Raw genomic sequence first — 26,480 nt, 5'->3', positions numbered from 1 at the left:
TTATCATTATAATAGCTTTAGTGTTAGATTCCAGTATAATATTTGATCATAATATTAGTTTTAACGTAACGATTGGAAACGAACAATTAATAAAAACTATCTTTACATTTAAAGGCATATACACTTTTATTTTTGTATTTGAATTTACATATTAATGTGCTATATTATCTCATGTGAGGGGAGTGTTAGCATGGAGGATAATATTTTATTATTTTATAAGTGTGCCGGATTTTTAGTTAATTATTATTGGAATTTAGATGTGAAATTTTATAACACCAAGGAATGTGAGCTGCTAATTAGGGACGATAATGTGTGCAATCCTGAATCGGTAAAGAAAGCCTTAAAGAAATTATATAATAAGTATTCTAATGAAATAATCTTAGGTAACAATCTTTATACTGAAGCTATGAAGAAAGTAATGGATATGAAGCTTCGTGCATTGAATGTTCAGCAATTCAAGGACAAATATAGTTTTACATATTTTAATTACTGCCTTCATGGTGACAGATTACCTTTAGATGAAAAGACCACATAATAAAAAGTAATAAATTGATGCCAGGTCAAATACACTGGCATCATTAAATTATTTAATGGATTTTATTACTTTAATTTCAATACATTCATTTTCAATCATTTTCTTAAGTTCTTCAATTTTAATGTTTATATTAGATAACATTTCAAGAAATTTATCATCAGATCCAAGAACTAGTTTATGATTAGATTTTGGAATATTAGTTATGGTAGCATTAATAATTTGATCTGAATCATAGATTATGTTTGAAACTTTAGAAAAGAAATCAGAAGCTTTAATAAGCATAGGTTTAAATTCAGCTAGTCTCAATTCCAATTCTTTTTTACCTAATTCGGTAATAGAATAGAACTTCTTAGACGTAGTATTTTTAACAATTTCTATATAGCCAGCTTTGACCATCTCCTCTAAAAGGGGATAATAAGTACCATGTGAAGGTTTCCAAATATCAACACTTACACTCCTTTGTATCTCTATTAACATCTCTTTACCATATAAAGGCTCAGACTTCTTGTTTAGTAAAAATAGTGTATAAAATAGTAAGAAGTTGGAGCTGGACATTTTAGTTGGAAACATCCTGTTGTATTCAGCTTTGTAATCATCACTTGAAGTTCTTTTTACAGGTTTATAAGGACCTAATAAGTTCACCCCTTTTTTGCTTTTTTTACTTGTTTTTGAAATAGTCATTATATGACCTCCTTTTAAAAATATAGAGCAGTTTAATGTCATGCTCAGGACAAATAACCGTTGGTTATTCCAAAATGTAATAACCAACGGTTTAATGGCATTAATATTATATTGATGAATATAGTCAATAAAAAGTCCATCCAAGCTATCCGGCTACGGATATCAAAAAATAAAATTATTAGAGATGTATACAGTAGGATTGTAAGACATTGAATTTAAATAGTAAGATACTATACCATTTAAAATATTAGAGAGAGATTTTATTTACCTAGAAAGTTAAAGAAGAATTACCGAAGGTTAAGCTTTAGTTTAGTACACGAATGAATCCATTGAATTTATTGGGGCAAGTATATTGAATGATGTAAGAGTTAACTACTTATACATAGGTAGGAAATATAATGTGGAATATATGAAGTAATATAATAGGGGTGGGGCATGAAACGATATAAATTATTTCAATTTGAACTACCTGGTACCGGGAGAAACTATATATAATTTTTAGAATATATAAGTCAATTGAGATAGTTGCTAATAAATTGAAGATATAGTTAAGAAGAAATCTAAGAATTTAAATGGTCTACCAGTTCATTTGAAAAATTAATAAAATATAATTATAGATAATTATGGGTAAAGATATTTATCTATAATTAAAGATAAATAAATATAATTATCTACAATTATTTATATTTATAGATATATAGAATACTTTCTATAGTATTGCTGAATTATAGCATAGAGGATTATTTGTTGTAATGTTTAAGGGAGGGATAAGGACAGAAGTGTTTAGTATCGTTATCCTAAATTGATATTTAATATATAGCAGCATTATTTATAAGTAGGAAGTAAATACTCAATTTAAGATATTGGTTAATAAAATAATTTCAATTCTGTAAAGAACAAGAATTATGGTGTAAATCAAGCTTACTATTGTATAGTTCGTTTTCTTATGTAAGATTATTAGGGCATTGTTTATTTTTTATGTTTCCGTGCTATAATATAAATATAGGAAAGCCACTCGGCTGTCTTATGTGAATATGTATTTGAGGAATTAAAAAGCACTTTGTCCGCTAAAACAAGGGTGCTTTTTAATTTTGGCTCTGTTCAAGAATAGTGTTGAAATTTGACTACAATCTGTTGAATTGGCTATAATAAGAATATACGAATGATTACGGATGTCTTATTATGCCAACTGTAGAGTCAGTAAAGAATGATATAGAGGCTTTAGGAACAGCAGGACAAGAGGAAATACTGCACTATCTTGAAGAAGTGTTTGTGTTAGGCTCATTTGCTACAGAAGTTACAAATGAAGTTAAGGAAAACAGATTTTCAAGGGGGAAAGTCTGCCCTCTGTAGATTGCAATTTTAAAATGTAACTTTCGGCAGCCTATACTGTGATTTAAAAACTGAATACTTATTCAGTAAAAGAGAAAAAATATAGTTATAATATTAATATATGGGGTATCTATGATATAACTATTTTGTAAAGTATTTAGTTCACAGTTGTAAGATTTTACGAATTAAGACATTTAAAGAAAGGATGATTGATTTATAAAAGATTTGTTTTTATCCAAGCCCAATAAAGAATATCAAAAGAGTTTTGAAGAGTATGTGTTATAATATAAAAAGCATTAGAGATTTTTAATGAATATTTAAATAGCTTACTCAAAGATTAAAGCCTATATTAATAAAATCTTAAGGTTTTTTAAGAAATTTCTTATGATATAAGTTTTTGTTTTGCAGTACTATAATAATGAGTGTTTAATCTGAAAGAAGGTATTATGAGAAATAGATAGGATAGGGGAGATAAATTTGACGAGGATATATATGGGTATTATAACCCTGTGGAGTGCAGTTAGTATACCATTCCTAATCTTGGGTGGAATAATACTGGGCCACTATTTTTTCAAAAACAGAATAAAAGAAAGCAAGTTTTACTTAAACATATATAAATTTATAAAGGTGTCTCTATGCATATTAGGTATACTTTTCATAGGTATAGAAGCTGCAATAATAAGTTATCCAAAATATAATGAGAAAAGAGATGATTATATTATTGTGCTTGGAGCAGGTCTTAATAATGGAAAAACTCCTAATTCAATACTTAGTGAAAGATTAGATGCAGTAATAAAGTGTGAAGAAAAAAATCCTGATCAATATATCGTTGTATCTGGTGGACAAGGTGAAAATGAAAAGGTGTCAGAAGCTCAAGCTATGAGTGAATATTTACAGGAGAGAGGTATAGATAAAGACAAAATAATATTAGAGGATAAGTCGAGAGACACTGACGAAAATTTGAAATTTTCTAAGGAGAAGATAGAAGAGCACAGCAACAAATCAATATCTAACGTCAGCGTAAAAATAGTGACAACGGATTATCATGCATTTAGAAGTAGTCTTTTGGCTAAGAAAAATGGATATACTAATTTTGATAATTATTCAAGTACTTTGAGAGGGCCTTTAATTCCTTCAACTTATATTAGGGAGGCCTTTGCAGTTGTTAAAAGTTTAGTATTTGATAAATAATATAGTTAAATCATAATATTTAACTGAACTAATATATATATTATTTATAAATAGTGAAGGAAAGCGAGCCATTTTTTAATGGTATGACCCATTATTCTTATAAAACGTCATAAGTCCCATTATTTTAAGAGCATTACTGAAGTACACCTCCCAATGTTATCAATATATAACATTGGGAGGTGTATCTTTTATGTTTGAATATTTATGACGCTATTTTAATAATTATAAGCCTGTATTGACTGCGTATTTATACATTCTTAATTTACCGAATACAGAAGTTGGCTGTTAAGTCTAATGAGTTATTCTTTTTTATTATAAGTGTAATCTCGCAAAGTGAAATTAATACATTCTGCAATTATTGATACTGATAATATTAAAACTAACTTTGCAAGTTTGCAGGAATGATTATTCTGATCTATTTAATTATTGTAAGTATAATGATATTAATAAATTGACGTTCTTGTAAACTATTGTTCATTAATTATAGATTTATAGAATCGGCTATAAGTAAATTTTTGAGGGGAGGGTTAATATAAATGTATATTATACTGTCAGCAGTAATAATAGGGGTATTTATGATATGTGCAAGTATTATACTTGGAAGGTATATTTTAAGAATCAGTGAAAATAGTGAAACTGGGGTATATCAAATGATTAAGATGGATGAAAAAAATATAGTTTTATTAGATACAAGGACAGGACAATATTGGGAAAAGCCAATTATTGAAAATTCACATATTAAAACAACCGATGAAAAAACAGATAAGTACGCATAGCTTAAAAGTTGTACATACCAATCGGTTAGTATTGGTAGTGGTGCGATAGCTAATAATAGATAGAAAGAATACTTTAAAAATTTTAGAAAAAGGAGAGATTTTTATGAATACTGAAATTAAGCATATACATCATGCAGGCCATGTTGTAACAGATATGAGTGCTGCACTAGAACTTTATAAGAAGTTAGGCTTTGTTTGTCTTACACCAGCCTATCCCTTGATGGCTGAAAAAGAAGGTGAGGAACCTAAAACTCTTGGTGTTGCGAATACACACATTACATTTTTACGCAACTTTGTTGAGATTGCTACTGTGGTAAAAGAGGGAGTAAAGATTCCCGAAGATGCAAAAATGGTTCCTATTCAGGTTCCATCAGCAGCACTTCCTCTTGTTCTTCAAAATATCAAACGTACCGTTGATACTGTTTCCAGCTGCTTAGCGCGTTTTGAAGGAACACATATTTTATGCTTCTATTCACCAGATGTGGAGGCTTCTGCAGCACGTTTCGATAAAAATGGAATTGGGCATAGTGGTGTAAATCCGGTCCAACGCCCTATCGAGACTACAGAGGGTGTGAAGGTTTTGTCGCTGAAGGTTTTGGAAATTGACGGAGAAGATGTTCCAGAAGGAAGATTAGCTATAGCCGATATTCCACCATTAGAAACTTTACAGGCGCAAACACATATGGATCATCCAAATGGCGCAATTGAGCTAGTTGAGGTGATACTTTGTGCTGCTGATACCGAGATTGATGATTTCACCAAGAGATATCAGCGATACCTAGGTTGCGATGTGAAAGTTGATGGAGCAGCTCGTATCTTTGATATGGAAAATGCACGAATAACAATTGTACCTGGATCTCATTTAAATAGAATATTATCAGGTGAAGCAGTACCTGATTTGCCAGCCTTTGCGGGATATGTGGTGAAAGTGCGTGATATTTCAATGACACACAAGTATATAGAGAGTAATGGATTTCAAGTGAAAGAAACACCTCAAGGAGATATTTTTGTACCAGCTAGTACAGCACTTGGTACCGCAATTGTATTCAGGCAGGCGAGATAGGTAAAGTTTATAATTCAGTACAAAAGTTTATTTAAGGCAGATTATGTGGGGTTATAGACTTTGCTATACTTGGAGTTGGAGATCAAGCTTGTGATTTGGTAATGATAAGGGCTATTTTGATGATGGAAGCGGAGAGTTTTTTAAGAAGTTAATGGCCCTTGATGGGCTTGCATTGTTAGGTCGCAATGTCCTTTAATTGCCTATTAAATTATAAGACATAGCAGAAAGGTTTTATTCTTTAAGCTAAAACATATGAAGTTCCGTAGATGAAAACTTGCATCATACGATATAGTTCTTCCAATAAAATATATTGAAGAATGCATTAAAATAGAGTTGCAGAATACAGGTATTGATAAAACTTGTTTCTAGGGTACTTTTTATCATCATAGCATGAAAAATCCCAGCACCTTTTATTGATACAAGGGATTGATTGAGGATAATATTGAATGGTGGGGCATGAAACGGTCTATTAATATTGATTGCTAGATACCAGGTACTGAGAGAAATTATATATGGATTTTTATGTACTATAGTGACTTACAAATTCAGAGTTACAAGTTCTACATTTATTTAAGTATTATTTATTTATAGTTTTTTAGAACAAAAATATTGCTGTATTTGTAACATTGATATATGATTTTTCACTAAAAACCGGTATTAAAGCTATTATTGAAAGAAATAGCATAAAGCAAGTTAAGTTATAACCGCTTTATGCTTTAAAGACTAATTATTCAATAGAGGATCTTTAGAGAATTATAATTAATATGATATACTATCTAAGCAAAGAGTATCCTGACATAACGAATCACCAGTACTCAACTATACAGCCTATTTCATCAATAATTAAATCTCTAAGTTTATCACAATCTTGCAATGAGTAAAATACCCATGCATGCCATCACTGGATGGCTACATGGGTTTGATAGAAAACATAAACTGCGGTATATACTTACATAGCAGTACTTGGATTATAAATTAATCTACATTGGTTAATACTTTAGATGTTAAATTATCTATATTATGTATAGTTGTTTCAATAGGTGTTATACCACGACCCTTTTGAATATATTGCTCTATATATACAAGACCTGAATTAATATCGGGAGCTATATTTTTATATAGTGCATTTTTAGCATTTAATACCCATTTTAATTTATCTACTCTTTGTTTACTTTCAGCTAATTCATTATTTATGGATACTAATTTGGCTTTAGTAAGTTCTGCGCTAGATTTAATGTTATTTCTTACATTTAAATAGAGTTCTTTAGCATCTCGTTCACTTCGGTCTATACGGGAATTTAAGGCGTTTATTTTATCTTTTAATTCTTCTTCTCGAGCCCAAAGTACTTCCTGTGTATTTTTAAGGAAAGCTTGTTTAACTTGAAGTCTCTTACCTTCGCCATTAAAATCAAAAACGGGTTTTCCACCAAAAAAGCCAGAAGAATTATATTTATCCTGTTCATATTTAAAGCTGTCGTATTCCTTTTTATAAGCATCCTTATCTACTTTTAATTTCACTTCATCACTAAAATCTAGTTTAGTTTTCTCTTCAGAAAGTACCGAATAGACTTCCGTAATTAACTTTTTTTGTGAATTTAGTTTTTCATAACTCTCTATATAGTTAGGTAAGTCATCAAGCTTTATAATATGTTGAAGATAAAAATGGGTACTATTTGTGTTCCAGCACTTAGCAAGTGCATCCAATTGTAATTTTCTATGTTTCGTATGAGACAATAATTCACTTAATTTATTAAAGTCTTCTGTAGCTTCTTTATATTTATTTTCATTTAGTAGTATTATGGAATTTAGTCTATCTATAAACCCTTTTAACTTTAATAGAATGCTGGTACATTTCTTTAGTTCATGTTTAGAGATAACTTGCTCTTTGAGTATTATTTCAAATTGATCCCATCTACTTGATTTTAATCTACTAATATCATTGTTTCTTCGAGATTCAATTGCTTCTAAAGCTGAAACTCCAACAACATGGCTTACAGCATCTCCTAATCTCTTTTTTAGGTCATCCAATAGTTCATCTGCATCTTCTTCTTCAGGATCAATTTCATCTATTCTATTTACAACGCCTATGGGTTTAAGATTATTATTCAAGCTTTTTATTTCAGCCAATTCAGTTCTTGAACCAGCTTTGGCATATGAGAACATCCATAATACAATATCAGCACGGTTCATGAAATCCTTAGTAGCAATAGTATGAAGAGGTTTATCAGCATTTAATCCTGGAGTATCTACAATTGTTATATCATTAAGAATATCATTAGGAATTCCTATTTCAATATAACTGATATTAGATCTAAATTCTTCTGCTGATGAGTCTCCTTCAGCAGAGAGTTTTTCAAGCATATCTAAAGGAAATTGTTTAGTTGAGCCATCTTTTAGATATGCTATTAAAACTCTATTTAAACTATATTTTATCATAGTCACTACTGCAGTGGCTGGCGTTACGTCTGACTTTAATAACTCTTCTCTTAATATAGCATTTATAAAAGTAGATTTTCCTGTTTTAAATTCTCCAATGATTACTACTAGCAAGGGTGATTTACTATCTTTAGATAAACTATTTATTTCGTTATAGTTAGCCTTAAGTTCTTCAAACTTATTAATATGTTCAGCGACTCTATCGAGAACTGTTTTTATGACCATAGTAGGTGTACCATCTAGTATTAAAGGACTATTTTTTATTGGTACTAATGGTCTCTTTATTATTATATTTTTATTTTCTTTTTTATCAGTTGAATTAGAAACTTTGTCTATATTAATTGTTTCAACTTCAGCTATTTTAGTGTTTTGAATTGAGTTCTTTTTTCTTTTTTTATTATAATTATTGTAGATAATAAATAATGCACACAAACAACACAAACTAATTAAAAGTATTATTATAATAGATTTCATTCTTATGTTCCTTATAAGTGAAAAGATGGCATTTCATAAGAGTCAATATGTGCAAGTGGATCAGAATATTTAAGTATAGATATTCCATTACCAAGTTGTTGTGTTTGTGCTATCATATGTCCGCCAGCATATAAATCATTGCCGCCTAGGATGTTACTTTCTGTATGACTTATCAAATGTCCGTGATTATAAATATTATCACCTCCAAATATATTGGGTTCTGTATGTACAATTTGATGACCATTAGTATAAATATCTTTACCACCAAGCGAATTAGCTTCTGTGTGGATTACTTTATGACCATTGGAATATATATCTTCTCCACCAAAGATATTCTTTTCAGAATGAGATATTTGATGGCCATCTGAGTATACATCATGATCGCCAAAAATATTATCAAATACATTAAAAATACCACTATTCATGATAAGATCCTCCTTTAGTTTAAAATAGTCATAATTTCATTAATTATGCTTATACCTTTGTTAAGGTTGTTAAGTTTATCTTGTGAGTTTATTTTTACATTTTGCTTTTCATTAATTTCATTTTGAATTTTTAAGCTTATAGAAGATAGAAGGCGATCGTAGGTTATGCTGCAAGCATTTTTAATTTCATGAGTTTTATTGAGAATTAGTTCATCTAAACAGGAACTAAAGTTTTCTATAACGTTATCTATTGCTATATTTAACTCTGGTCTTAGCTTATTCTTAGCTTCTGCGAGTTTGTCTTCAAGCATTTTCTTCTGAATAAATGGAAATCCAGCCATTCCTATAAAAGGCATTAAAATAGGACCGGCAAGGATGGATGCTAAGCCTGATGCAGCTGCAGCTAATATTCCAGCCATTAATGGAGTTTTTGATATATCTTCTGCTTCAATTTGAAAGGTGAATAAATTATTGCTATCTATATCATTACCCACTTTATGAGTGTTAAGTTTAGTTATTGCAGTGTTAAAGTGTCTTGCTAAGCCTAAAGCAAGCTCATTTTCAAGCATTTGAAGCATTTTGCTTATAGCGGCCATGTTCTGTTGAATCCATCTATTAATATCTCTTTTTATTATTCTAGGTATTTGTCTTTCAATAAAACTTTTGAAATCTGAACCTTTATAATCTTCTACCATATCATATAGGTCGTTTCTGAGATTCTCTCCAAAATAGTTTACAGATTTACGTACTATTGCAAGCATTTCATTTTCCTGTCTTCGTACATATTCATCTAAAGAAGCCTTACGCTTTTCTTCTTCTTTTATTAATTGGGATATACTTTTAAGTTCATTATCAAGGTATTTTATACTTGAACCTTCTAAGTGAATTAATGAATTGAGTTCTCGCTCCAAAGCATTTAATATCATTAGTAATCTTTTCTTATAGCGGACCATCTTTTCTTCAGTTTGAGTTCCTGATTCAATTATTTTGGTTAGTGCATTTTCCACCTTTGAAAGTCCAGACATTTCAAGAAGTTCGTTGTCTTCATTTACTTTAGCATCAAGAGCTTGTCTAGCGGAAAGGCCAAACAATTGAACGTCTTTGTCTCCTAATGCATTCCTAAGTCTATTTGATATATCTTCAATAGCATCTTCAGCTTCTTCTTCGTCTATCTGGTCAAAGAAGTTAGCAATAAATACTATTTTATCAATTCCATTACTTAAAAGATTATCTTCAATAAATTCCTTTTCAGTCCTTCTTACCGGGTTAGTAGCATCAAGTAGAAATAGTACCGCATCAGCTCTTGGAATGAATTTATATGTAATATCAACTCTTTGTTGATTCAAATCATCAACACCGGGAGTATCTACTAAAACAACTTTGTTTTTTAGAATATTAGCAGACATTCCTAGCTTTATATACTGAATTGAAGCAGGATCAAATTCAGCGCCTGCAACGTAATTCTTTAAATTTTCATTTTTCAGTTCTAAAGTATCAACTGACCCATCTGTTTTATAAACAGACATATATTTTTCATTATCCCAAAGTATAGCATTTATTGTTGCTGTGGTTGGAGTGACATCAACAGGTAATATATTTTCTCCCAATAAAGAATTTACAAATGTTGATTTACCTCTCTTAAATTCACCAAGTATTACAACTGTATAGAATTCATTTTGTAAATCCTCCAACAAGTCTTCAGCATATTTTTTTTGTATTGTTTCGGGAATAAAGACGATAACTTCGCTAATTAACCGTTCAATACAATGTTGCATTTCATTTTTTAAGTCTTCAAAATTTTTCATTAACAATAATCCTCCTTAATTTCATTAATGGTGAACACCCTTTTGCATCTCAACCTTAATAGTAGATTGCCTTCAGCATTAATGATTAAACAACCTGTTCCACATTTATCTTCTGCTTTTTTATCTACATCTGTAAACATTGTAAATCATCCTCTAATTGTTTTTATTAAACTTAAAATATAACACAATGAAAGCTATAATCCATATTATAGGGCAGAAAATCCCTAATATCATAATAAGACTTGCAATCATTAATTTATGTTTGAACTCCATACAGACCTCCTGTAATCCTATGTCTTTTAGTTTTCTTATAATCTTATGTGTGTTTTTATACACTACTTTATTTACAGATTTATTACTGCTCTTTTGATTATCTTATTTTTATCAACACTAGATAGTGTTTTAAAATAATTTAAAACTCTGCCACCTTTGAAAATTATATAACATACTAGATAATTTACCCATTAAAATTCCCTTCTGTGACTTTATTGTTTATGTCAAACTAGTGGATAGTTCTTTTAAATCATTAATTATAGCCTCTAACAACTTATCTTGTTCATGTAGAACTTTCCTTTTTTCATCAACTTTTACTTCTTCCTTGAACCTTTCACCTAAAATTGAATTTAATTGTTGTTCAATACCATCGTATTTTCTATCTAATTCTTCTTTAATAATCTCAACTATATCAGTTACGCTTTCTTGCCATTGAGAGTTAAATGAATTTATTAATTTGGGAATAGATTCGCGATGATCCTTATCAATTTCGGCTTTTATTTTTGTAAGTTCTTTACCTCTATTTAGCTTCTTAAAAACAGATGATATAGAACCAGCTATAAAAGCCCCTATTGCAAAAATTGGATGATTAATTAATATACTTCTAAATACAAATGCTGAAAGGAATAGAGGGTTAGCAAGTAATTGTTTAAGATCATCTTTTGAATAGGTTGATGAATTATTTTTCTGGTTTTCTAAAAGAGTAATTTGTGATGATCCAGCTATTAATTCATTATAAATTGAGTCGTTGATAGATTCCCACTCATAGGCAAGTTTTCTATTTAATCTATTAATTTCATCAAGTATTAAATCCTGCTGGTGCTTACTTATTCTATCTTGCAAATCTGTTTGTAGTGGTGCAACTGTATTTTCAACAGCTCTAGCGATATCATTTTTATTTAGATCACCGGTGTAGTTATCAATAGCATTTACTGCAGCATGAGCTATTCTTTCTAGACCTCTACGAAATTCTGATTGTATTTCAGTGCCATGATTCATAAGAATTCTTTTAAAATCATTAATAGAATCATTGCAGATATATCGTACTCTATCAACTTCTGGTTTTAATTTATCTATCTTTTGTTGTAGTTCATTAATACCAATATCTAATGTTCCTAAAGAAATAGCTATAGAGTTTTTTCTTAAATCTGAGCTTATCCTAATTCCTCGTTCTATATATTTAGATAATTTTATATTACCTCTTTCATTTGATAGAAATTCTGACATATTTTCTTCAAGCTCCACAAATCCAGTTGATTCAATAGTGGGAATTTCACCTTTTACTTCTTCGTTATTAAATGATCTCCTAAAAGTTAATGCACCTTTTGAAGATACCATAAAAACTTTTGGGTTATTTATAACAGGCTCTAAATGTTCTCTTACATAATCAATTATCTTTAATTGATCTCTTTCGTCTCTTATTCTATCTTTAAAGTTAATTACGAAGTATATTTTTTGAATATCTGCTTTTAAAATTCTATCTTTTAAAAAATGCATTTCTGAGTCTGCTAATGCTTGATTTGCTGACAGTAGCATAATAGCTACATCTGATTCAGGAATAAATCTATATGTAATCTCTTCTCTAGCAGCATCAAGATCATTTGTACCAGGTGTATCTACTATTTCAATACCTCCTTTGCATAATTCTGTTGGATACCCTATATCTGCATAAGAAATTTTACTTATTTCCCTCAGAGCATTTTCATAATCAAGTTCAGATTGTTCATCATCAATAATAGGCTCTTTAGGAGCAACTATTTTTTTGAATTCATCTTCAGTAATATTTCTAAATGAGTTTTCATTATCTTTAAACACAACTTTGTAAGATGGGATTTCACTATATGAAATTTTATTTAAAATTGTTGTTGTAGGTTTAGTAGCGGCAGGAAATATTCTCTTACCTAAGAGTGCATTTATAAAAGTAGATTTGCCCCTTGAGAATTCACCTACTACTACAATTTTAAATTTATCATCTTTAAGTTCTGAAATTGATTTTTGAATATAGATTGCTGTATCCTCAATTCCTAAGTCAGAAGCTATTTCTGATAGCTTATTTAAGTTGTTAATTAAAAAATCCTTTTTGTTACTATATACTGATAAATCAAAACCAGTCATGTCATTACCGTCCTTTCTAAAGCGATTGATCTCAATTACAGTAGATCATCTTATGTAATATATATAAATAGCATCTAAAGTTATTAATTAGATAGAGTATTACTACATCTTTTATATAAATTACTGCAATTTTCAACATAATCCAGACATGTATTAATGCTATAATAATTATTTTTAAGGTTAATTTTACATAAAACAAAGCCTACTATATATTATATCGAATAATAAAAATAATTCTACAAGAATTTAAATTATAATTCTTATAGTTGATGGAGTGAGTAATATAAAAAAGATAACCTCAATATGAGGTGATTCTAATGGAATTTGATATAAAAATTCTTGGAGTACGTATTAGAGAAGAACGTATGAAAAGAAAACTAACTATAGAAGAGCTAGCTGAAATCATAAATGTATCTCCTTCATTTTTAGGGCTTGTTGAAAGAGGAGATAGGGGGGTTAGTATAGAAAAGTTATGCAAGATTGCAGAAGTGTTTGAACTCTCTATTGACTCATTACTTAATACAAATCAGACTTCTAATTCTAAATATGATAAGATTAAGGTGCTTTTGCATGATCTGAATGATAATCAGTTAGATTTTGTAGCAAACATGATTAAGCTATTAGGTAAGCACTTTAAATAGGATGAACCTGTATAGTACAATGCAGTAATTGAGTACAAGTAGTTTAATATTTAAACCATTCACAAATCATTAAAATAACAGCTACAAGAATTACATGATATTGTAGCTGTTTTAATTTTCTCTATTCTTCAGTTATTATGGAGAAGTAAACATTTATTTAAATGGAGGAAGAAATGTGGATAAGAAATTATTCTATTTGAAACTGATACATACAATAATATGGGCCTTTTATGTTTTTATATTTTGCTATATATTATATGCAGGAATTTATAATAAGATAGATTTATATTTATGGATTGCAATTGGTTTTGAAATTATTGAAGTTGTAATTTTGATAATTTATAAAGGAAAATGCCCTTTAACAATTTTGGGATATAAATATATTGATAATCCTGAAATTGGATTTGATATATTTCTACCAAGATGGTTAGCAAAATATAACCAACTTATATATGGTTCAGGTTTAATTATTGTGATACTCATAATTATATATAGAATGACAAAAATAAGATAAATACTTTTCTTAATATTCTATATAAATAAGAGTTAAAAGTTATTCTGTGAAATATAAGTACATATTCTTCATAAATTATGCAGTCATTAAGTTGGTGTATCTTTCTGCACCAAATAGAGATAGTATTTAGATAATTTATATAGAGCGATAAAATACTATTTAAATAACCAAAAAATTATGTTTAAATAGATATTATTGACAAAATATTTACATGTGTTCGTAAAATTTTTGTAGGCAAAAATAAAGGAAGATATTCCATATAATTGAAAAATATCTCCCCAAACATATAAATCCCTATTACAATATAATTAAGAACAAAACATATTGAATGGAGGGATTTATATGTGTAATAGTATAGAATATAGCGACTTATAATTCAATATTATTGAGAAAAAAATTGCAGAATTTCTCTATGAAATAGGTACTGATATTTTTCGAAAAATTTTAGAAAGCATTGATGATGAAATATTTAATAGCAGAGATAAAGGAATTTATAGATATAAAAAGAAAACGTACCATAAATACTTCCTTTGGTAGTGTAACTTATAAGCGCAGATATTATAGAGAGAAAATAAGTAGAGCTGAATCTAAGACAACATTTTTATTGGACGAAGCATTAGATATTGATTTTTTTGGAAAATCAACTCTTAAGCAAGCTGTAAATTTAGTAAACGAAGCGTCAGCAGAATCCTTTAGAAATGTGAGCAAACAAAATGACTCTTCAGTGCTTTGCAATCCTAGTCATCAAACAATTAAAAACCGTGTATCTGATATTGGAGAACTTTTAAAAAGTTCTGAAATGGAAAGAATACAAAAATATTTTAACAATGAACTCGAAGGTAAAAAGCAAGTAGAAATTCTTTTTGAAGAAAAGGACGGACTATTTAACGCCTAAATCGTAAGGCTTTTTTTATCTTGATGTAGGATTTTAAAGAAATAAGAAAGGCTGCACTTTTATAAAAATTTTATCTGACTTAAATGTGGTTCAAGCTTTAAAATAAGTGTTTTTAATTATATTTTTACCTTTCATTCAATGGGTAAACGCATGGTAAATGTCCTAACTGCGGCAATACTGAACTGATGGTACCGGAATGGGATAAAAAGTAGTTATTCGTATATTGTATTTTATAGTTTAATATATATTACCTGAAATACACGCCAATGCAAAATTTAGTTCACAGTATTCTTAAATGTTGTAGCATAGAAATAGTCTACGTTATTTACGGTAAACTGTACCATAGATAACTTAGACTTTTTTGTTAGAATATTGAAAGCCTCATATCATGAAATCAGTATGAGGCTATTTGTTAGAAAAAAACATATATCCATATTTTCTAAAATGGATATACATAAGAAGTATCTGGATTAGGATCTTTTTCTATTTGTTCAGCAACTATAATTGGATCCACCTCATCTCCAGAAGTATCAGTTTTAATTTTCCCCTTTACTTTTATCCAAGTACCATTATCGTAAGATCCTAGATTATTACTATCACATTCAATTCCTGCAACTTGTAGATCAGCCGCGCAACACACCATCATAAATCTACTTAGTATAAATTCATTTCCTTTTAAATCTAAATCTTTGCCTTTATATACGAAACCTGACATTTCTATTTCTTTACCTATATACTTATCAGGATTTCCTAGAATCACATCAAGAGAAGGTACGAAATTTTTAAGATTTATTTGTATAATATTATTTTCAATGTCTAGTTGATTTTTATCTTGGATGCCTTGTCCGTCACTTTCGGTTTTCCCGCTATATAATTCATAGGTTGAGTTAGCGAGCAAAGTGCTCTTCAAATCATTATTTTGATTAGGAGATATATTTGAACTTTTAGAAGAATCAGTATTTGATGAAGTATTAGAATTTATATTTACATCACCTGTTGTAACCGCAGAGTTTGTATTAGTATTTTGCATAAAAAATATCATAATTAATGGAAATATAAAAATTATATAATTTTTAAGCTTGATTTTCTTTTTTTTATTACGGAAGCTGTCTGGAATTAGAAATAGTGCAATTATAAACATTGATATCATTCCAAAAATAACAAATGGAATCATTCTTGGATGTACATACATTATTATTTCATTATTTCTAATAATTCTAAAGTAAAACGCCGAAAAAACCAATAATATTAATATTTTAATAACTATATCTAAATTTAATTTTTTCATATTATTCATCTCCAAATTAACGTTATGGTGTCTTATGATATAATTTACTGATAAATAATTCTCAGTACTCTAGAGTAATTTAAGATTAATAAGAACTCCAAATGATACTAAAAGAATGGTAGATATTAATTTAAGTACAAACTTCTTTTTAAAACTGCCAAAAAGCATAATGGTGTTTTTAATATCCAGCATAGGGCCTGCTACTAGAAAACCCATTATTGAATTTATTGAAAATTGTTTTAAAAAGCCTTTTGCAATAAATGCATCTGAAGTTGAACAAACTGAAAGTAAGAAGGATAATAGCATCATTAATAAAAGTGAAATTCTGCTATCCTTTGGAACAAACATATTATTATTTATGGATACTATAGTTTGAAAAATACTAGATAAAAATGTACCAATAATCATAAACTTACCTATATTAAAAAATTCATCTCCTGCATGAATAAATACTGCTTTAATCTTGTCCAATTTACTTTTAGAATAAACATAATTATCATCACAAAAGCCGCAGCTACAATCAATTATAGTATCATCACTTTTTAAAATACTCTCGTTTTTCTTTGTACAAAATTGCATAATTAAACCTACTAAAATAGAGATTATTATTCCGGCAATTATTCTATAAATTACTACTGATTTCATTCCTTGAAAAGCATATACAGTTGAGATAATTGCTATTGGATTTACTATTGGTGCTGCCAACATGAAAGTAACTCCAGCAGCTAGAGGAATTTTCTTTTTTATAAGACCTTTAACAACAGGAATTGTCCCACAATCACATATAGGAAATAATAAACCTGCCAAAGCAGCAATTATACACGATAAAAAAATATTTTTTGGAAATATTTTAATAAAGGTTTCTCTGGATATACAAATTTGTATTATTGCAGATACAAAACTTCCAACTAAGATAAAGGGAAAACCTTGAATTAAGATACTTATAAATACAGTATAAAATCTTTTAAACTCATCAAAATATTTGGTATATATACTAGCATCAGACATTGATAAGGTTGTTAAGAAGATAAATAAAAACATTAGTAAACTTATATAAAATAATGTTTTTAAATAAAAATTTTGATTTTGGCTAATTTCTATATATTCTTCTTGATAAAGTTCTTTTACATTTAATAAAGAAACATGTTCTAGAAGGCGAGCCGTTTCATTAATATTTCTAATTTCTTTTTGAATATTTATAAATTCTTTTTTGTTTAATTTGTTTACATTATTTAAGACTATAGTATTGCTATTAAAAATATGAGGAACTAGCATACCTTTCATATTTCTAAAAAGTATAGAAAACTCTTTCACATCAATTACAGTTATTATGTCATCAATTTTGCATAATTTTTTTATATTTTTATCATTAAATATATCAATAATAGCATTAGAATTTTTCATGCCATTTACTTCGATGAAAATTCTATCTGGAGAATATTCTTGTATGATTTGTTTTATATAATTTGCAGTAATATCACCATTTCCGTCATTTTTTATTGCAATAATTTTATTGTTTCTTTTTGAATTATTAAAGTCAGCTTTTATTTCACATTTACCAAATTCATCTTGAATAACCACAATAGTTTCATTTTGTAGTTCATCACTTTTAAGCATGGAATTTATGAAAGTAGTTTTACCTGATTCAAGAAAGCCTAATACTATTTCAACTTTTATATTCATAATCTACCTCAAAACATTTATTAAATAAATTTAATCTTTTAAATATACCGTTTAGCTTATTGTTATTTGAATTATTTATAATGATATAAAGATTTATTATTATAATTTCAGAGAATTAAATATTTATATTGATTTTAGTTTTCGTATAAGCCCTCCTTGTTGCAATGAATTTGTAGTTGTGTTCATATGGATTATATTACCCGATATGGAATATTTCAATAAAGATATTTACATAAAAATATTATTTTTATTAATATGCAAATTGTTGATTTATTATGATAAATAAAATTAAGTAAGCTTTAACTACTCTTGACATATTTAAACTTTAACAGTAATATTATTAAATAAAAAATGCAAATGCAAATCATATGCATGTGGAGGGAGAATATGAAAAAGAAAATTATTTCAGGAGTTTTAGCTATGCTAATTGGTATTACTCTAATAGGTTGTGGAACTAATACAAAAACTACGACACAAAATACAAAGAATGATAAATTAAGTATTGTGGTTTCAATATATCCGTTGAAAGAATTTGCAGAAGAGATTGCCGGGGATAAGGCAAATGTTACTTGTCTAGTGCCAGATAATGTGGAGCCGCATGATTATGAACCTACAGCTAAAGATCTAGAAGAGTTAACTACAAGTAATACTTTTATTTATAATGGACTAGGAATGGAGACATGGGTAGATAAAGTTAATGATGTAATTAAAGATAAAGATACGCTTATTGTTGACTCAAGTAATGGTGCACAAGCAAGAAACGAGGGGGATGCTATTGACCCTCATAGTTGGTTAAGTTTAAAAAATGCAGAAATACAATCTGAAAATATAAAAAATGCTCTTGTTAAACTAGATGAAAAGAGCAAAGATTATTATGAGAATAATTATAATAAGTTTAAAGGTGAATTGGAAAGTTTATATAATGAATATAAACCTAAATTTGATACATTAAGTAAAAAGGACTTTATAACAGGACATGCAGCGTTTGGATATTTATGCAGAGATTTTGGATTAACACAAAAATCAGTAGAAAATCTATTTGCGGAAGGAGAACCAACTCCAAAGCAATTAGAAGATTTGGTTAACTTTTGTAAAGAGAATAATATAAAAATTGTTTTCTCTGAATCACTTGCAAGTCCAAAAGTATCAGAAACTTTAGCCAAGGAAGTTGGTGCAGATGTTGTGCCAATCTTAACACTAGAATCAAAAGAAGATGATAAAGATTATATAGAATCTATGAGATATAATTTAGATGCAATATATAAATGTTTATCAAATGAATAGAAGCAAAGACTATTTTATTATAAAAACAAAATTTAATAATAAAATATGGATTTAATTAAAATTTAAGTAAAAGTTTCTAATTATTTTGGTTTCAAGTAAATTATGTGTTGTAATAATTTGTCGATTACATTATGATAAAGATAGTTATTAAATAAAATACCTAAAAGCAGAATTTTAATTACATAAATAAGGGGTAGGTTAGTTTGAATATTAAAAAGAAACTCATTACATTTATTTTAACTTTTATTGTTGTTTTATGTTTAATTCCGACAATAAGGGGACAAGCTGCTACTACGGATGTGGAAAATACAAGTAATAGCGGTCAATCATCAAGTGCAGCACCAAATCCAGGAACACCTGAAAGTAAACCAGCTGCACTTAATGTATTAAATGTTATTCCAGTAAATAATCCGCAAAGTATAACTAAAACTGGAGATAGCAAGCCTAACATAACATCAACTATTGAGTGGAAAAATGAAAATGGAGCTTGGTATTATTATAAATCAGATAATACTAAGGCAATTGGATGGATTAAACCTGATAGTAATTGGTATTACCTAAAAGGTGACGGAAAGATGGTAACTGGCTGGTTATATGATAGTAGTGCCTGGTATTATTTAGATAACTCAGGAGCTATGGTTACAGGCTGGAAACAGATAAATAATCAGTGGTACTTTTTAACTAGCTCAGGAGCTATGGCAACAGGAATTCAATTTGATGGTTCAAGCTTATATTATTTAACTAATTCAGGAGCCATGTATGCTAATGGTGGATGGATAAAGGTAAATAATAAATGGTATTATGCTGACAAAAGTGGAAGGATAGAAACTGGTTGGATTAAAGATAATAGCAGTTGGTATTTCCTTCAAGGTGATGGAAGCATGGTAACAGGTTTATATAATATAAGCAATAAGACGTATATGTTTTATGATAATGGTTCGATGGTAAATGGATGGATTTATGTGAATGGTTACTGGTATTATTTTAATGCTAGTGGAGAGATGGCAACAGAATGGATTACAATAAGTGGGAAAAACTACTATTTATATGATACTGGAGCTATGGCAAAAGGATGGATAAATCTTGGTGGAACATGGTATTACTTAAATAATGATGGTTCCATGGCAACAGGATGGGTTATATCAAATGGAAGTGATTATTATTTAGATATAGCTACAGGAAGAATGCTTACCGACACTACAATAGATGGATATAAGATTGGATCTGATGGTAAGAGATATGGAACATCTAGTGAAAATTCTTCTGTATCTACTGGCAGTGGAAATACTTCTAGTAAATATTATGGTATAGATATTAGTAATCATGATGGTATTATAGATTTTAATGCAGTAAAATCAAGTGGAGTTCAATTAGTGTATATAAAAGCAACTGAAGGTACAACATATGTTGATCCATATTTACAGATTAATTATAATGGGGCTTCGGCTAATGGATTAAAGGTTGGGTTTTATCACTTTTTAGTTGGGACAAGCGCTCCAGAAACTCAAGCTGATAATTTTTATAATAGTATAAAAGATAAAAAAAATGATTTGAAACCAATGTTAGATGTAGAGTCAACAGGATTTGATGTTATGGACTATACTTTAAGATTTATAGCTGAATTTAAGAAAATAAGTAATATGAATATAGGTATATATACATATAGTAGTTTCATAAGTAATTTAGATGGAAGATTATCTGGTTATCCTTTATGGGAAGCAAATTATAATAATACACCACTTAGCAATTTGCCAACAAATAGTATATGGTTTTCAAGAGTTGGACATCAATACAGTGATACAGGATTTGTTAAGGGAATAAGCAGTAATGTAGATTTAGATGAATTTACACAAGGTATTTTAGAATAATTACTTGTAATGATATAAGTATTTTATATAGTTAATTTAATGAACAGTCTAAAAATTACTGTTCATTTTTATGAATTGCATTTTTTAATATCATTATTTTGATATGTTAGAGCGTGCTTTTGGATTTGGAGTTTTGAGGAATTTGTTTTATAAAAAGAGAAGCTATTGTAAAGAATGGTTTTAGTTGTATGAAATACTTGAATTTCCAGTTGAAAAAATCAGTTTTTTTATAGTATAAAATTACTTAAAAACTTATACTATAATATAGACAATGTGAAAAAGTCTTTTTTATGATAATAAATCATTAAAGTGGTAAAAAATTCATTAAAACATAAGAGGTATGAAAAATGAAGTATAGCAATAGGTATAATAGAAACAAATATAAGAACATCAAAAGAGTAAGAATTACTATTTTATTTATTATTATTTCTATATTTGTCGTAATAGTAAGTGCCATAATAGCACAGAGATTTTCAACAAATAAACAAGCAGTACAAGCATTAGAGGCTAACCAAGATACAAAGTCTGGATCAAGTGATAATCAGAATAAAAATGAAACGGTTAGTAATGCACTTACAACAGAAAGTAATTCTGAAGTTGAAAATGCAGCCTTTGTAGAAAAATACTTGGATCAACAGATGAAAGGACAAATGCCTGATGGTGCTGATGGTAAAAAAGTTGCTTATTTGACTTTTGATGATGGACCATCAGAAACAGTTACTCCACAGATATTGGATATTCTTAAGAAAGAAAATGTGCATGCAACTTTCTTTCTTATAGGAAAATACATAGATAAAGACCAGGCAAGCAAAGATTTAGTAAAAAGAGAATTTGATGAAGGTAATGCAATAGGTAATCATACTTATTCCCATGATTATAACTATTTATATCCAAATGGAAAGATAAATTTGGAGAATTGTATGTCTGATTTTGAGAAGACAAGCCAATCTCTAAAAAATATTTTAGGACAAGATTTTTCAACAAGAGCTGTTAGATTTCCAGGTGGAAAAATGACATGGGATAAAAATGATCCTAAAGGTGCAGAAGCTATGGATAAAGCACTGCATGACAAAGATTATCATCAAATTGATTGGAATGCGTTATCCGGAGATGCAGAAGGCGCGCCTAAAAATGCAGAGCAATTAAAACAAGAAGTTATAAAAACTGTGGCAGGTAGACAAAAAGCAATAATATTAATGCATGATACTTATGGAAAAGAAGAAACAGCAAAAGCTTTGCCAGGAATAATAGAGTATTTAAAGGGACAAGGATATGAATTTAAAATTATAAAATAACTATATATGACTGTGTTAATTTTCAGTTAATATTTGTGGAGCTATTTATGCTAAAAATACCAACTGAAAATAGCGCAGTCTATTTTTATTGTACAGAAAATTATAATGCAGTTAAATATAGAATATATATTAAGAATTTATTACAAGAATGGTATATGCGAGTACTATTCTTGTAATTTTATAGATACGAGGATATAATTTATTTAAATGAAAATGCAAATTTGTCGCAATAAGGAGAGCTTATATGGAAACCAAAATAGATATAATATCTGGATTTTTAGGTGCAGGAAAAACTACTTTAATAAAAAAGTTAATTGATGAGAAATTTAAAGATGAAAAAATAGCAATTATAGAAAATGAATTTGGGGAAGTTTCAATTGATGGAGATATTTTAAAAGAGTTGAAGCTTAATATAAAAGAAATAAAATCGGGCTGTATATGTTGTAGTCTTACGGGTGATTTAAAAGAGTCTATTATAAGTATAATAGACTTATACTCTCCGGAAAGGATATTAATTGAACCTTCAGGAGTGGCAAAATTAAGCGATGTGATTAAAGCATGTGAAAGTTTATATGATGATTGTAATATTAAACTTAATATGTTAGTTACAGTTTTAGATGTTTTTAATGCGAAAACATATATAAAAAATTTTGGGGAATTTTATAAAGATCAAATTAAAAATGCAAAAATAATTATTTTAACTAGAATAGAAACTGTTTCTGAAGAAAAAATTAAAGAAACAGTAAGCATAATAGAAGAAATAAATCCTTATGCGAAAATAATTAGAGAAGCATTAAATAAAATAGATTTTAGTAAAATAATAAATTTTGAGAAAGATAGAAGAATAGACGAAGAAGAGCAATTCAAAAATTATAAGGTAATTCGTAAAAATAATTTAGTAAGTGCTACATATGTAAAGCAGAATAATCATAGCGCAGAGAGTATGTTTAGTACTTGGTCATTAGAAACAAAAGAAGAATTTAGTAAGTATAAATTAAAAGACTTATTTGAAGAGATTACAAAAGACAAAGATTATGGTTTTATATTAAGAGGTAAAGGTATAGTAAAATTAGATGCAGGAAAGTGCATTCAATTTCATTATGTACCTGGAAAATTTGCAATAAGTGATATAAATGAGCAAGAAATTAGTAAGATATGTATTATTGGAAGTAATATAAATAAAAGTAAGTTAAATTACTTATTTAAAGAGGTTTATAAATAATTTAAATGGTATTTTTTGAGGTGAAATATGAACATAAAAGTAGAAATAGTGATTGGATTTCTTGGCTCTGGAAAAACGAGTTTTATAAATTCTAGGTTACAAGGGGAAGAATTACAAAATAAAATTATTGTAGTTATCCAAGATGAATTTGGAAACTGTGAAATAAAAAATAACTCAAATAATCAAAACCAAATTATAGTAATGAAAAATGATGAAGATGAAGAAATCAATGCAGATTATATAAAAAAAATTATAAGTAAATATACTCCAAATAGAATTTTTATTGAAGTAAATGGTATGGAAAATTCTACTAATATTATTAATATATTTAATGAGAAAAGTATAAAAAAAATATGTAAAATTGATGACATAATAAGTATAATTGATGTAATAAAATTTTCTATGTATTTTCGAAATATGAAAAGTATAGTTAGTACTCATATTTTTAATAGTGAAACCATAATCTTAAACAATACAAATCAGTTAGAGAAAAAAGAATTTTCAAGTATACAAAAAGAAATTGAAAATATTAATGAAACGGCTAATATTCTGGAACATGTCACCATAATAAATAAGGGAAAATCAAATGAAGAAGAATATGTAGAGATAAAAAAGCATGATTTTTTTGTTTTTAAGACTTTGCTATATTTAAGTCTTGTAATGTTTTTATGTACTTTTTTAATTACACTGACAACATTAAATATTAAGATATCTAGTGTATATTTAGATAGATTTAAAAAGTTTTATGATGTGTTTATAAGCATATTGATTCAAGGGTTTCCTTTCATTCTTATTGGGAGCTTTGTATCTTCAATAATACAAATTTGTATATCTAGAGATACGTTTATTAAAATATTTTCAAAGAATATTCTTGTATCTTGTATAATTGCAGCTTTTGCAGGTTTATTATTTCCAATATGCGATTGTGGGACAATCCCTATAGTTAAAGGACTTATGAAAAAGAAAATTCCTATAGCAGCAGGAATTACTTTTATGTTAGCAGCACCAATTGTAAATCCAATAGCAATTATTGCAACTATTTATGCTTTTCCAGGAATGAAATCTGTAGTAATTTACAGGATAGCTACTGGAATAATAATATCAATTTTAGTAGGGTTAATTATGCAATTTAGCATAAAAAAAGATGAAGAGATTTTGAAAAATGATACTGATATAGTTGAATGTGATTGTGGTTTTTGTAATGATAAATATGATTATTCAAAAAGTAAACTGCAAAAAATTAAAGCAATATTTATTCATGCAGGAGATGAATTTTTTAATATAGGTAAATTTATGATTATTGGTACTTTTTTATCTAGTATTTTTCAAAATATAGCACTTATAAATAGTAATATGTATATTTCAAATGATAACAGAATTTCGCTTATAGTAATGATTTTATTATCTTTTTTACTTTCAGTTTGTTCAACTTCAGATGCGTTTGTTGCTAAAGGTTTTTTAAAACTATTTTCGATAAACTCCATAATGGGATTTTTGGTAGTTGGACCTATGTTAGATGTTAAAAATACAATTATGCTCTTTGGAAGCTTTAAAAAGAAATTTGTATTAAAGTTAATATTTATTATTCTTGTGGTGTCATTTGGTGTTTTGATTAATTGTAAATTAGCTTAGGAATATTGAAAAATAACTGGATATGTAGTTGTATATTTTATAGGTATTATCCATATATTAATAGATTGATTGAAAGAGGTAGTATATGAAAAAATTAAATTCGGATATAATTATTAAAATACTAATATTATTGTGTTTTGTGGTATTTTACTTTAGAATCATTCGGAATAATGAAATAATAATGTATGTACATCCGAGAATTATTCCATTTGCAATTTTTGGGATGGTAGCAATGTTTATGGTTGCAATATTTCTAATTACAGATAGCTACCATATCAAAAAAAAGAAAATGAGATATAAAAATTATGTGATTTTTATAATTCCATTAATTATGATATTTTTTATGCAAAGTGCTAGTGCAAATTCTTCAATAAAAACTGATGACATAAATACAAATTCAAATGCACTATCAAATATTTATTTAACTTATGATAATTCTAAAGTTGATTCATCGGATCAAAAAACTGAAAGTGATGGACAGGATGAAGATGATAATCTATACAGAAAAAATAATGTTATAGAAGTGGATGCTAACAATTTTCTACATTCCATTAATAAGCTTATAGAAAAAGCAGATAAATATGAGGGGAAAGAAATAGAAATAACAGGGTTTGTTTATAAAGATAAAAAGTTAAAAGATAATGAATTTATAATAGGTCGATTTGTAATGGCATGCTGTGCAGCTGATTTACAAGTTGTAGGAATTAAATGTGATAGTAATAACCTAGAAACTTATGATAAGGATACATGGATAAAAATAAAGGGAAAGCTTAAGACTGAAACTGTTAACTATGCAGTAAAGTCAGTTATAGTAGTGGAACATATAGAAAAAGATCCTAATCCAAATACTCAATATTTATATCCATTTTAAAAACTATTGAAATGGTTATAATGTTTAGGCAAAAAATAAAACCTATAAGCAGTAAATCTATGAACTACTGCTTATAGGTTTTATTTTAGAACCTTACTAAATATCTCTAAACATTTCCTGTAAATGTTAAATATAAAAGAACTGCATTTAATCCGATTATTACGCTTGTTATTATCCAACC

The 26,480-nt window shown here is 28.1% G+C and carries 22 protein-coding genes; 14 read left to right on the top strand and 8 right to left on the bottom strand.

Translation table 11 applies throughout. The features are described 5' to 3' along the window. Nucleotides 1-190 precede the first annotated feature (190 nt). Nucleotides 191-535, top strand: a complete 345-nt coding sequence (locus tag COL3_RS21985) for a hypothetical protein (protein ID WP_008420019.1) — start codon at nt 191-193, stop codon at nt 533-535. Nucleotides 536-583: 48 nt separating this feature from the next. Here COL3_RS21985 and COL3_RS21980 read toward each other — a convergent pair whose 3' ends face one another. Further along, nucleotides 584-1,216, bottom strand: coding sequence for a PadR family transcriptional regulator (locus tag COL3_RS21980; RefSeq protein ID WP_008420017.1), 633 nt, complete (start codon nt 1,214-1,216; stop codon nt 584-586). Nucleotides 1,217-2,398: 1,182 nt separating this feature from the next. On the opposite strand from COL3_RS21980, the gene COL3_RS28950 reads away from it, so the two are divergent. The 4 genes from COL3_RS28950 (at nt 2,399) to COL3_RS21965 (ending at nt 5,578) form a co-directional block, all read left to right on the top strand. Next, nucleotides 2,399-2,569 carry a hypothetical protein gene (locus COL3_RS28950; RefSeq protein WP_008420015.1) on the top strand — a complete coding sequence of 57 codons (171 nt, stop codon included), beginning with the start codon at nt 2,399-2,401 and terminating at the stop codon, nt 2,567-2,569. Nucleotides 2,570-3,040: 471 nt separating this feature from the next. Continuing rightward, on the top strand, nt 3,041-3,739 hold the full coding sequence (locus COL3_RS21975) for a YdcF family protein (RefSeq protein ID WP_008420013.1): 699 nt from the start codon (nt 3,041-3,043) through the stop codon (nt 3,737-3,739). Between the two features lie 536 nt (nt 3,740-4,275). Then, nucleotides 4,276-4,515: a hypothetical protein gene (locus COL3_RS21970; protein WP_008420011.1), complete on the top strand. Its 240-nt coding sequence runs from the start codon at nt 4,276-4,278 to the stop codon at nt 4,513-4,515. Between the two features lie 103 nt (nt 4,516-4,618). Further along, nucleotides 4,619-5,578 carry a VOC family protein gene (locus COL3_RS21965; protein ID WP_008420008.1) on the top strand — a complete coding sequence of 320 codons (960 nt, stop codon included), beginning with the start codon at nt 4,619-4,621 and terminating at the stop codon, nt 5,576-5,578. Between the two features lie 975 nt (nt 5,579-6,553). On the opposite strand, the gene COL3_RS21960 is transcribed toward COL3_RS21965, so the two are convergent. From COL3_RS21960 to COL3_RS21945, 5 genes are all read right to left on the bottom strand, one after another. Further along, the gene (locus COL3_RS21960) at nt 6,554-8,488 is read right to left on the bottom strand and encodes a dynamin family protein (protein WP_008420006.1); all 1,935 of its coding nucleotides are present in this window, start codon (nt 8,486-8,488) and stop codon (nt 6,554-6,556) included. An 11-nt stretch (nt 8,489-8,499) separates the two neighbouring features. Next, nucleotides 8,500-8,913 (bottom strand): hypothetical protein, encoded by a 414-nt coding sequence (locus COL3_RS21955; protein ID WP_008420005.1) that lies wholly within the window; start codon nt 8,911-8,913, stop codon nt 8,500-8,502. Nucleotides 8,914-8,927: 14 nt separating this feature from the next. Then, nucleotides 8,928-10,718: a dynamin family protein gene (locus COL3_RS21950; protein ID WP_008420002.1), complete on the bottom strand. Its 1,791-nt coding sequence runs from the start codon at nt 10,716-10,718 to the stop codon at nt 8,928-8,930. Further along, a complete protein-coding gene (locus COL3_RS28945; protein WP_008420001.1) occupies nt 10,718-10,858 on the bottom strand; it encodes a hypothetical protein in 141 nt (46 codons plus the stop codon). The genes COL3_RS21950 and COL3_RS28945 overlap by 1 nt, the downstream gene beginning before the upstream one ends. 352 nt (nt 10,859-11,210) lie before the next feature. After that, nucleotides 11,211-13,106: a dynamin family protein gene (locus tag COL3_RS21945; protein ID WP_008420000.1), complete on the bottom strand. Its 1,896-nt coding sequence runs from the start codon at nt 13,104-13,106 to the stop codon at nt 11,211-11,213. A 317-nt stretch (nt 13,107-13,423) separates the two neighbouring features. On the opposite strand from COL3_RS21945, the gene COL3_RS21940 reads away from it, so the two are divergent. The 3 genes from COL3_RS21940 (at nt 13,424) to COL3_RS21930 (ending at nt 15,156) form a co-directional block, all read left to right on the top strand. After that, entirely contained in the window at nt 13,424-13,747 is a 324-nt protein-coding gene (locus tag COL3_RS21940; protein WP_008419999.1) for a helix-turn-helix transcriptional regulator, read from the top strand. Nucleotides 13,748-13,922: 175 nt separating this feature from the next. Continuing rightward, nucleotides 13,923-14,261, top strand: coding sequence for a hypothetical protein (locus tag COL3_RS21935; RefSeq protein WP_008419998.1), 339 nt, complete (start codon nt 13,923-13,925; stop codon nt 14,259-14,261). A gap of 457 nt (nt 14,262-14,718) precedes the next feature. Beyond that, nucleotides 14,719-15,156 carry a UPF0236 family protein gene (locus tag COL3_RS21930; RefSeq protein WP_008419997.1) on the top strand — a complete coding sequence of 146 codons (438 nt, stop codon included), beginning with the start codon at nt 14,719-14,721 and terminating at the stop codon, nt 15,154-15,156. Between the two features lie 439 nt (nt 15,157-15,595). Here the strand turns inward: COL3_RS21930 and COL3_RS21925 are convergent, their stop codons facing one another. Then, on the bottom strand, nt 15,596-16,444 hold the full coding sequence (locus COL3_RS21925; RefSeq protein ID WP_008419995.1) for a TIGR03943 family protein: 849 nt from the start codon (nt 16,442-16,444) through the stop codon (nt 15,596-15,598). 69 nt (nt 16,445-16,513) lie between these two features. Further along, nucleotides 16,514-18,127: a permease gene (locus tag COL3_RS21920; protein ID WP_008419994.1), complete on the bottom strand. Its 1,614-nt coding sequence runs from the start codon at nt 18,125-18,127 to the stop codon at nt 16,514-16,516. Between the two features lie 387 nt (nt 18,128-18,514). Between COL3_RS21920 and COL3_RS21915 the strand changes: the two genes are divergently transcribed. The 6 genes from COL3_RS21915 to COL3_RS21890 all read left to right on the top strand — a co-directional run bounded on the left by COL3_RS21915 (nt 18,515) and on the right by COL3_RS21890 (nt 26,299). Further along, nucleotides 18,515-19,411: a zinc ABC transporter substrate-binding protein gene (locus COL3_RS21915; RefSeq protein ID WP_008419993.1), complete on the top strand. Its 897-nt coding sequence runs from the start codon at nt 18,515-18,517 to the stop codon at nt 19,409-19,411. 203 nt (nt 19,412-19,614) lie between these two features. Beyond that, a complete protein-coding gene (locus COL3_RS21910; RefSeq protein ID WP_008419992.1) occupies nt 19,615-21,279 on the top strand; it encodes a GH25 family lysozyme in 1,665 nt (554 codons plus the stop codon). Nucleotides 21,280-21,626: 347 nt separating this feature from the next. After that, entirely contained in the window at nt 21,627-22,574 is a 948-nt protein-coding gene (locus tag COL3_RS21905; RefSeq protein ID WP_008419991.1) for a polysaccharide deacetylase family protein, read from the top strand. Between the two features lie 244 nt (nt 22,575-22,818). Beyond that, nucleotides 22,819-23,796 (top strand): GTP-binding protein, encoded by a 978-nt coding sequence (locus COL3_RS21900; RefSeq protein ID WP_008419989.1) that lies wholly within the window; start codon nt 22,819-22,821, stop codon nt 23,794-23,796. Between the two features lie 27 nt (nt 23,797-23,823). Then, nucleotides 23,824-25,428 carry a permease gene (locus COL3_RS21895; RefSeq protein WP_008419988.1) on the top strand — a complete coding sequence of 535 codons (1,605 nt, stop codon included), beginning with the start codon at nt 23,824-23,826 and terminating at the stop codon, nt 25,426-25,428. Nucleotides 25,429-25,513: 85 nt separating this feature from the next. After that, the gene (locus tag COL3_RS21890; protein WP_008419987.1) at nt 25,514-26,299 is read left to right on the top strand and encodes a TIGR03943 family protein; all 786 of its coding nucleotides are present in this window, start codon (nt 25,514-25,516) and stop codon (nt 26,297-26,299) included. Nucleotides 26,300-26,480 lie beyond the last annotated feature (181 nt).

The organism is Clostridium sp. LS (assembly GCF_002760435.1).
In the GTDB taxonomy this organism is placed as follows: Bacteria; Bacillota; Clostridia; order Clostridiales; family Clostridiaceae; genus Clostridium.
The sequence above is the reverse complement of the archived record's forward strand: the minus strand, read 5'-3'. Positions and strand labels throughout refer to the sequence as shown.

What these genes read in the sequence shown, in the direction of transcription:
- COL3_RS21985 (WP_008420019.1), top strand. Translation starts at nt 191, where the DNA reads ATGGAGGATAATATTTTATTATTTTATAAGTGTGCCGGATTTTTAGTT.
- COL3_RS21980 (WP_008420017.1), bottom strand. Translation starts at nt 1,216, where the DNA reads ATGACTATTTCAAAAACAAGTAAAAAAAGCAAAAAAGGGGTGAACTTA.
- COL3_RS28950 (WP_008420015.1), top strand. Translation starts at nt 2,399, where the DNA reads ATGCCAACTGTAGAGTCAGTAAAGAATGATATAGAGGCTTTAGGAACA.
- COL3_RS21975 (WP_008420013.1), top strand. Translation starts at nt 3,041, where the DNA reads ATGGGTATTATAACCCTGTGGAGTGCAGTTAGTATACCATTCCTAATC.
- COL3_RS21970 (WP_008420011.1), top strand. Translation starts at nt 4,276, where the DNA reads ATGTATATTATACTGTCAGCAGTAATAATAGGGGTATTTATGATATGT.
- COL3_RS21965 (WP_008420008.1), top strand. Translation starts at nt 4,619, where the DNA reads ATGAATACTGAAATTAAGCATATACATCATGCAGGCCATGTTGTAACA.
- COL3_RS21960 (WP_008420006.1), bottom strand. Translation starts at nt 8,488, where the DNA reads ATGAAATCTATTATAATAATACTTTTAATTAGTTTGTGTTGTTTGTGT.
- COL3_RS21955 (WP_008420005.1), bottom strand. Translation starts at nt 8,913, where the DNA reads ATGAATAGTGGTATTTTTAATGTATTTGATAATATTTTTGGCGATCAT.
- COL3_RS21950 (WP_008420002.1), bottom strand. Translation starts at nt 10,718, where the DNA reads ATGAAAAATTTTGAAGACTTAAAAAATGAAATGCAACATTGTATTGAA.
- COL3_RS28945 (WP_008420001.1), bottom strand. Translation starts at nt 10,858, where the DNA reads ATGTTTACAGATGTAGATAAAAAAGCAGAAGATAAATGTGGAACAGGT.
- COL3_RS21945 (WP_008420000.1), bottom strand. Translation starts at nt 13,106, where the DNA reads ATGACTGGTTTTGATTTATCAGTATATAGTAACAAAAAGGATTTTTTA.
- COL3_RS21940 (WP_008419999.1), top strand. Translation starts at nt 13,424, where the DNA reads ATGGAATTTGATATAAAAATTCTTGGAGTACGTATTAGAGAAGAACGT.
- COL3_RS21930 (WP_008419997.1), top strand. Translation starts at nt 14,719, where the DNA reads ATGATGAAATATTTAATAGCAGAGATAAAGGAATTTATAGATATAAAA.
- COL3_RS21925 (WP_008419995.1), bottom strand. Translation starts at nt 16,444, where the DNA reads ATGAAAAAATTAAATTTAGATATAGTTATTAAAATATTAATATTATTG.
- COL3_RS21920 (WP_008419994.1), bottom strand. Translation starts at nt 18,127, where the DNA reads ATGAATATAAAAGTTGAAATAGTATTAGGCTTTCTTGAATCAGGTAAA.
- COL3_RS21915 (WP_008419993.1), top strand. Translation starts at nt 18,515, where the DNA reads ATGAAAAAGAAAATTATTTCAGGAGTTTTAGCTATGCTAATTGGTATT.
- COL3_RS21905 (WP_008419991.1), top strand. Translation starts at nt 21,627, where the DNA reads ATGAAGTATAGCAATAGGTATAATAGAAACAAATATAAGAACATCAAA.
- COL3_RS21900 (WP_008419989.1), top strand. Translation starts at nt 22,819, where the DNA reads ATGGAAACCAAAATAGATATAATATCTGGATTTTTAGGTGCAGGAAAA.
- COL3_RS21895 (WP_008419988.1), top strand. Translation starts at nt 23,824, where the DNA reads ATGAACATAAAAGTAGAAATAGTGATTGGATTTCTTGGCTCTGGAAAA.
- COL3_RS21890 (WP_008419987.1), top strand. Translation starts at nt 25,514, where the DNA reads ATGAAAAAATTAAATTCGGATATAATTATTAAAATACTAATATTATTG.